We start from the raw sequence: 6,507 nt of genomic DNA, 5'->3' as shown, positions 1-6,507 counted from the left end.
CATGCAAAATCAAAGGTTCAGGGAAATGTTCTGTTTTCACACGTTGGCCTGACAGGTCCAGGAATCATCAATTTAAGCAATGAAATTTCTGAAAGTATAGATTATAACTTACTTGAAGGCGAACCTGACGTGAATTTTGAAATAGCTATTGACCTTTGCCAGGATTTTACACGCGAAGAGCTGCATGAAAAATTTACAGTAGATTTTCAATCCAAAGGAAAGGCAATGATAAAAAATTATCTGAAACAGTTTTTAACCAACAGTTTCATTGATTTCTTTTTGGATGAAATAGATATAGGCCCTGAAACCCAACTGTCAAGGATTAATAAAAAAAGCAAGAATCGCCTAATTGAAAATTTAAAGAGATTTGCATTTGAAATCACAGATTTCAATAGAAATTTGGCGAAGGTTACCATCGGCGGCATTGATTTGTCTGATGTTAATCCGAAAACAATGGAATCAACATTGACACCTAACCTTTATTTTGCAGGTGAAGTTTTGGACTTGCATGGTCCGACCGGGGCTATAATCTGAAAATTGCCTTTTCAACCGGATATTTGGCAGGTCTTTCAGCTAGTGAAAAATAGTTTTTTTTAAAAATTTCTTAAATATAACAAAATATTTAACTTATATATTTACCAATAGTTATAATATGACAGACAAAATGTTCATGGGTGCATCAACTAAACAAGGTTTGGATATTGCAAATAAAAGTCGTGAAATTATCCGTGGCCTTATTGGTGATGATGTCAAAGATTTAGAACCTATAGAAAGAGACATCGTTGAGAGGATTGTTCACTCAACAGCCGATCCTGAATATGCAAAATTAGTTAAGATGAGTGATGATTTTGTAGATGCAGCTATGGCATCCCTTAAAAATAATGAAACCATTTTAACTGACATCAATATGGTTAAATATGGGATTACAAGATATGACGGGGAAGTTGAGTGTTATATTAAAAATGAAGAAGTTGTTAAAATAGCTAAAGAGCATCAGATTACAAGGGCAGCCGCTGCAATGCGTTATGCGGCCCAAAATGATTTTGAGGGTATTGTGGTTTCCGGTAATGCTCCTACTGCTGTTTTTGAAGCTATGGACTTATACCAAAAAGGTGAAATGAATCTTAAAGCTATTGTAGGTGTTCCTGTTGGCTTTGTAGGGGCTGCTGATTCAAAAGAAGCTCTACACAATTCAGATATTCCGAATATTATTGTTGAAGGGCCTAAAGGCGGTACACCTATTGCTGTGGCATGTGTAAATTCGTTAATCCAACATTTATAGTGTGATAAAATGTATTCTGAAGAATTGTTCAATGAATCTAAAAATTATTTTCCGGGCGGTGTAAATTCTCCGGTACGTGCTTTTAAACCTTATCCGTTTTTTGTTAAAAGTGCTGGAGGATCTAAACTCACAGATGTTGATGGAAAAACTTATATTGACTATTGTCTAGCTTATGGACCATTGATTTTAGGACATGCGGACCCTAAGGTTGTAAGGGAGGTTTCAAATCAATTGACTATCGGAACCGCTTATGGTACTCCAACTGAAAATGAAATCACTCTTGCAAAGGAAGTTATTGACAGGATTCCTTCCGCTGAAATGGTAAGATTCTGTAATAGCGGAACCGAAGCTACAATGAGTGCAATCAGATTGGCCCGTGGCTTCACTGGAAGGGACAAAATTGTCAAATTTGAAGGAGCCTATCACGGCGCCCATGATTATGTATTGGTTAAAGGCGGTTCTGGAGCTGCAACCTTGCCGGATTCTCCTGGAATTCCAGAAGACACCACTAAAAATACCTTGTCCGTACCATTCAATGATGAGGAAGCGCTAACCGAGTTAATAGAAAAAGAAGGTGAAAACATCGCCTGTATCATCATGGAAGTTGTTATGGGCAATGTGGGTTGCATTGAACCAAAGCCTGGATTTTTAGAATTTATCAGAAAAATCACAGAAGAAAATGACATTGTTTTGATATTCGATGAGGTCATCACCGGGTTTAGAGCTTCCCGCGGTGGAGCTCAGCAATATTATGGTGTCACTCCTGATTTGACCACTCTAGGTAAGATTGTGGGTGGAGGACTTCCTATGGGTGCATTTTGCGGTAAAAGGGAAATCATGGAATTGATTGCTCCTAACGGTCCAGTTTATCAGGCAGGTACCTTTTCAGGAAATCCAGTTTCTGTTCAAGCAGGTATTTCCACTTTAACCCAGCTTGATGATGCATTCTATAAGGAACTTGAAAGGAAAGGCAACTTCCTTAGAGGAAATATACAATCCATCATTGAGGATGAGGACTATAATATCCAACCGGTTGGTCTTGCATCAATGTTTCAAATTTACTTAAATCCTGCACCGGTCTGCAATTATGCCGATGCTCAGAAATCTGATAGAAAACAGTTCTTAAGATATTTCAAGTCCTTGTTAAAGCAGGGCGTATTTATTCCACCATCTCAATTTGAATGTAATTTTATTTCAAATGCACATTCAATGGAAGATTTGCAAAAAACTTCTGAAGCTATTGAAATTGCTTTGGGAGAAGCATTTAAAAAAAGAAGAAGGTAATTTAAAATGGAAATTGATTTAAAGGAAATTGCATCATATGTAATTATTCTCATCATCGTTTTAATTGCCGCTCAACATTTGAACGTTGTTGTTTCAGGCAGTATGGAACCTGCATTCTATAGGGGAGACATCGTTTTAGTCGAAAAGGCAGATTTTTTAGGCATAAACGAATTCAATCCCGATGATGTTCAGGTCGGCGATGTGGTCGTTTATGATGCGGCATGGTTTAACCAGCCAGTAATTCATAGGATTATCAACATTACAGATATCAATGGAACTACGATGTATGTAATCAAGGGGGACAATAATGATTCTCCTGACCCATATTATGTTAAATCAAGCCAAATTAAAGAAAAAGTCGTAACATTTGGCGATAATTTAGTCGTTATTCCAAAAATAGGTTATCTTTCCCTTTGGTTAAGAGGGTTATAATTATTATAGGTGAGTTAATGTATTTTGAAATTGAAAAACAAGCTATTGATGCCATCAATAAGGCATTAGATCAATATGATGAAGAGATTGATAGGGATTTTAAATTGGAATTCCCCCCAAATCCAAAATTAGGGGACTTAGCTAGTACCATTGCATTTGCACTTACTAAAAAGTTAAGAACCTCCCCTCCTGAAGTCGCAAAAGATTTAGTCGAAAAGATTGAAGTTCCGGAGATTTTCACTAAAGTTCAAAATTTCGGACCTTATGTCAACTTTTTCATCGATTACGATAAATTCTCAAAATTGCTATTGGAAAAGGTCGATGAAAACTATGGTCAGCTACCGGAATACGGTGAAAAGATTGTATTGGAACACACTTCAGCAAATCCTAATGGACCGCTACACATAGGTCACATCAGAAATTCAATATTTGGAGATTCCCTTGCAAGGCTATTGAAATTGGCCGGAAGGGATGTCATTACCCAATATTATGTAAACGACATGGGAAGGCAAATAGCTATCATCGTATGCGGCATAACCGAGTGCGGATTAAACATTGACGATTATGAAGGAGATAAGATTGACCACAAAATCGGAAAATTATACTTCGATGCAAACAAAGCCGTTGAGGAAGATGAAGCTTTAAATGCAAAGGTAGATGACTTAATCCAAAAATATGAGGAAGGAGCTGATGAGGAACTCAATAAAGTCTTTGAAGATGTTGTTTCAAAATGTATTTCAGGAATGAAAGAGTCCCTTTCAAGAATGAATATTGCTCATGACGACTTTGTATGGGAAGGCCAATTCGTAAGAAACGGCGAAGTCGATGATTTGGTAAATTACATCTATAAAGAAGGCTTCACCCGTGAAGATGAAGTATTGTTCATTGATTTAACCGACTTTAATATTGAAAAGGAGTTTGTTTTAAGAAGATCAAATGGAACCTCACTTTATTCCACTCGTGATTTGGCTTATCACAGATACAAAGCTACTTTAGGTGACACTGTACTTGATATTTTAGGTTCAGACCATAAATTGGCTGCTGAACAAATCAGAGTTATTTTTGAAGAAATATTCAGACAAAAAGCTCCGGAAGTAATCTTTTATGAATTCATTACACTTCCTGAAGGTTCAATGTCAACAAGAAGAGGCAAATTTGTCTCCGTCGATGAATTAATCGATGAGGCAGTTTCACGTGCTTATGATGAAATCAAATCAAGAAATCCTGATTTAACCGATGAAGAAATTGCACCTATTGCAGAAGATATCGGTGTTGGAGCTATTAGGTTCTTCATTGCCAAATTGTCCCCTGAAAAACACTTGACATTCAAATGGGATGAGGCATTAAGCTTTGAAAGAGGATGCGCTTCAATTCAATATGCCCATGCAAGAGCATGCAAATTGCTTGCAAAATCAGGCAAGGACATTAGTTCTTTAAGTGTCAGTGATGACTGGAGTCCTAATGAAACAGAACAGGATTTAATTAGACAAATTGCTAAATTCCCACAAGTTGTAGAAGACTGTGCCAACAAGCAGAGAGTCCACAACATTACACAGTACTCACAGGATTTAGCTGGTTCATTCAACAAATTCTACAAATCAGAACAGGTGATTGGATCTGATTTGGAGGATACTAGATTGATTTTAGTTGACAGAGCTAAAACAACCATCAAAAACGCTTTAGATATTTTAGGTGTTGCTGCACCTGAAAAAATGTAGATGAGTATTTTAACTCATCTTTGATTTCTTTTTTTTTAAAAATTAGTCCACATAGTGGATGTAGTCTTCTTTTCTTGGCAATGGCTCTGGCGCTTCCATGTCCGGATAGCCTAGAACAACATGCCCGATTCCTTCATAAGTTTCAGGAATTCCCCACTCTTTTAATAATGCTTTTCCCTTTTCGGATGCAAATTCATCACGGGCTCTGTGAATCCAGCATGAACCAACGCCTACTGCATGAGCAGCATTGACTAAAACCGCCAATACGCTTGCTCCATCTTCAACGTATGTTGGGAATTCGCTGTTGGCCAATACAATAAGCAGTGTTTTTGCTCCATAAAATGGATCCATGTCTTCAGGCATTTCAGTTGGGAAATAGCTTCTGTTCCATGCTGAAAACTCTTTGATGGTTTCAGGATTTTGAATGACAACAATTTTAGGAGATTGAGCTCCCCTTCCGGTTGGCGCGTAAGTTCCTGTTTCTAATATTGTTTTTAAATCTTCGTCTGAGATTTGTTCGTCTTTAAACTTTCTGATGCTTCTTCTTGTTTTTAAATCTTCAATTGTTTGATTCATATCAATTCCTCACTAATTTTTCTGAGTGTTTTTAAAAGATTATCATACTCTTCATCTGTCAGATTACTTTTAAGTTTTTTATCCCACATTTCATCTAAATCCATTACCTTTTGAGCGATTTTTCCACCTTTTGGTGTTATTTTTATAATCTTTTTCCTTTTATCTTTAATTCTTTCAATAAACCCCTTGTCTTCAAGCTTTTTAAGATTTCTTGCAATTGTGCTTTCATTTAAATGAAGCGCTTCGGCCAATTCTTCCTGACTTATCCCCTCATTTCTATAGATTTTTATGAGAAGCGGGTGGAGACCGAAACTCAGTTCCTCCTCTTTCACATTATCATTAATGTATTTTGCATGTTCCCTGTACATTATTGAGATAAACGGGGCTGTGGGGATATTGTCATCAAACGCCATTGTCCCGACTCCTAATCAATTTGTTGATGTATAATTCAATGCATGTGTAACATATCAGTGATCCGATTCCTCCGCCTAAAAGCATTCCATAGTATATTCCGGTTTCTCCCATATTGAATACGAATCCCAAAAGATACGCAAAGACCAATACAAGAACGAATTCCCTGAATGCTGTTAAGATGAATGAAATTGTTCCTTTTCCAACCCCTTGGAATACATTTCCTGCACTTGCTCCAAATGGAACATATAATATGAACAGGCACATTAACTGTATAAAGCTGGCAATCAACGGTTCAAGCTGTGCGCTGCTTTCTGAATATGAGAATACAAATGCAATCTGATTTGCAAATACATTTAAAAGTATGCAAACGATTATTGAAGCTATTAAAGCTACTTTAACTGCATATCTTGCAGTAACCCTTAGATTTTCATATTTTCGCGCTCCGTAGGCAACTCCCGCAATGGATATTGATGCTGTTCCAACACCTATTGCCGGAAGCATTCCGAGGTTGATTATTCTCCATCCTGCGGTATATACAGCCACTGCAACAGGTCCTGAAACAAGGGTAAGCATGAAATTGACGACAATTGTTAGTGCGGACAATATCAGCTGCTCCAAACTGGCGGGAATACCTACAACTAAAATGTCCTTATACATTGACAGGTCATTTTTGAAATAGTCTCGGCCGTATTTAAGGTAAGTGTCTTTTTTGATGAACATCCAATAAAGCATTGCAATGATTGAAAGAATGTGGGCCAGAACTGTTGCCCATGCGGCCCCTGCAACTCCTAAGTTAAGTGT

At 37.3% G+C, this 6,507-nt stretch carries 8 protein-coding genes; 5 read left to right on the top strand and 3 right to left on the bottom strand.

Annotation, left to right across the window (positions count from 1 at the left end):
* The 5 genes from QZU81_RS10205 to argS form a co-directional block, all read left to right on the top strand.
* Nucleotides 1–534 (top strand): NAD(P)/FAD-dependent oxidoreductase (locus QZU81_RS10205; RefSeq protein ID WP_295591612.1); only part of this gene is annotated, 534 nt, incomplete at its 5' end.
* A 118-nt stretch (nucleotides 535–652) separates the two neighbouring features.
* Entirely contained in the window at nucleotides 653–1,282 is a 630-nt protein-coding gene (locus QZU81_RS10200) for a cobalt-precorrin-8 methylmutase (RefSeq protein ID WP_292828828.1), read from the top strand.
* 9 nt (nucleotides 1,283–1,291) lie between these two features.
* The gene (gene hemL / locus QZU81_RS10195) at nucleotides 1,292–2,566 is read left to right on the top strand and encodes a glutamate-1-semialdehyde 2,1-aminomutase (RefSeq protein ID WP_292852395.1); all 1,275 of its coding nucleotides are present in this window, start codon (nucleotides 1,292–1,294) and stop codon (nucleotides 2,564–2,566) included.
* 6 nt (nucleotides 2,567–2,572) lie between these two features.
* Nucleotides 2,573–2,998 (top strand): signal peptidase I, encoded by a 426-nt coding sequence (locus tag QZU81_RS10190; RefSeq protein ID WP_292828822.1) that lies wholly within the window; start codon nucleotides 2,573–2,575, stop codon nucleotides 2,996–2,998.
* 17 nt (nucleotides 2,999–3,015) lie between these two features.
* Complete coding sequence (gene argS / locus QZU81_RS10185; RefSeq protein WP_292828819.1) at nucleotides 3,016–4,716, top strand: arginine--tRNA ligase; 1,701 nt, start codon at nucleotides 3,016–3,018, stop codon at nucleotides 4,714–4,716.
* A 42-nt stretch (nucleotides 4,717–4,758) separates the two neighbouring features.
* Here the strand turns inward: argS and QZU81_RS10180 are convergent, their stop codons facing one another.
* The 3 genes from QZU81_RS10180 to QZU81_RS10170 form a co-directional block, all read right to left on the bottom strand.
* Nucleotides 4,759–5,292, bottom strand: coding sequence for a nitroreductase (locus QZU81_RS10180; protein WP_292828816.1), 534 nt, complete (start codon nucleotides 5,290–5,292; stop codon nucleotides 4,759–4,761).
* On the bottom strand, nucleotides 5,289–5,705 hold the full coding sequence (locus QZU81_RS10175) for a MarR family winged helix-turn-helix transcriptional regulator (protein WP_292828813.1): 417 nt from the start codon (nucleotides 5,703–5,705) through the stop codon (nucleotides 5,289–5,291). Before QZU81_RS10175 ends, QZU81_RS10180 begins: the two co-directional genes overlap by 4 nt.
* A partial coding sequence (locus tag QZU81_RS10170; protein WP_295591611.1) for an MATE family efflux transporter occupies nucleotides 5,695–6,507 on the bottom strand: 813 nt, incomplete at its 5' end. The genes QZU81_RS10175 and QZU81_RS10170, both read right to left, overlap by 11 nt.

Source organism: uncultured Methanobrevibacter sp., assembly GCF_902770715.1.
Classification (GTDB): domain Archaea; phylum Methanobacteriota; class Methanobacteria; order Methanobacteriales; family Methanobacteriaceae; genus Methanocatella.
Note: the sequence above shows the minus strand (reverse complement) of the source record. Positions and strands in the feature narration are given on the sequence as shown.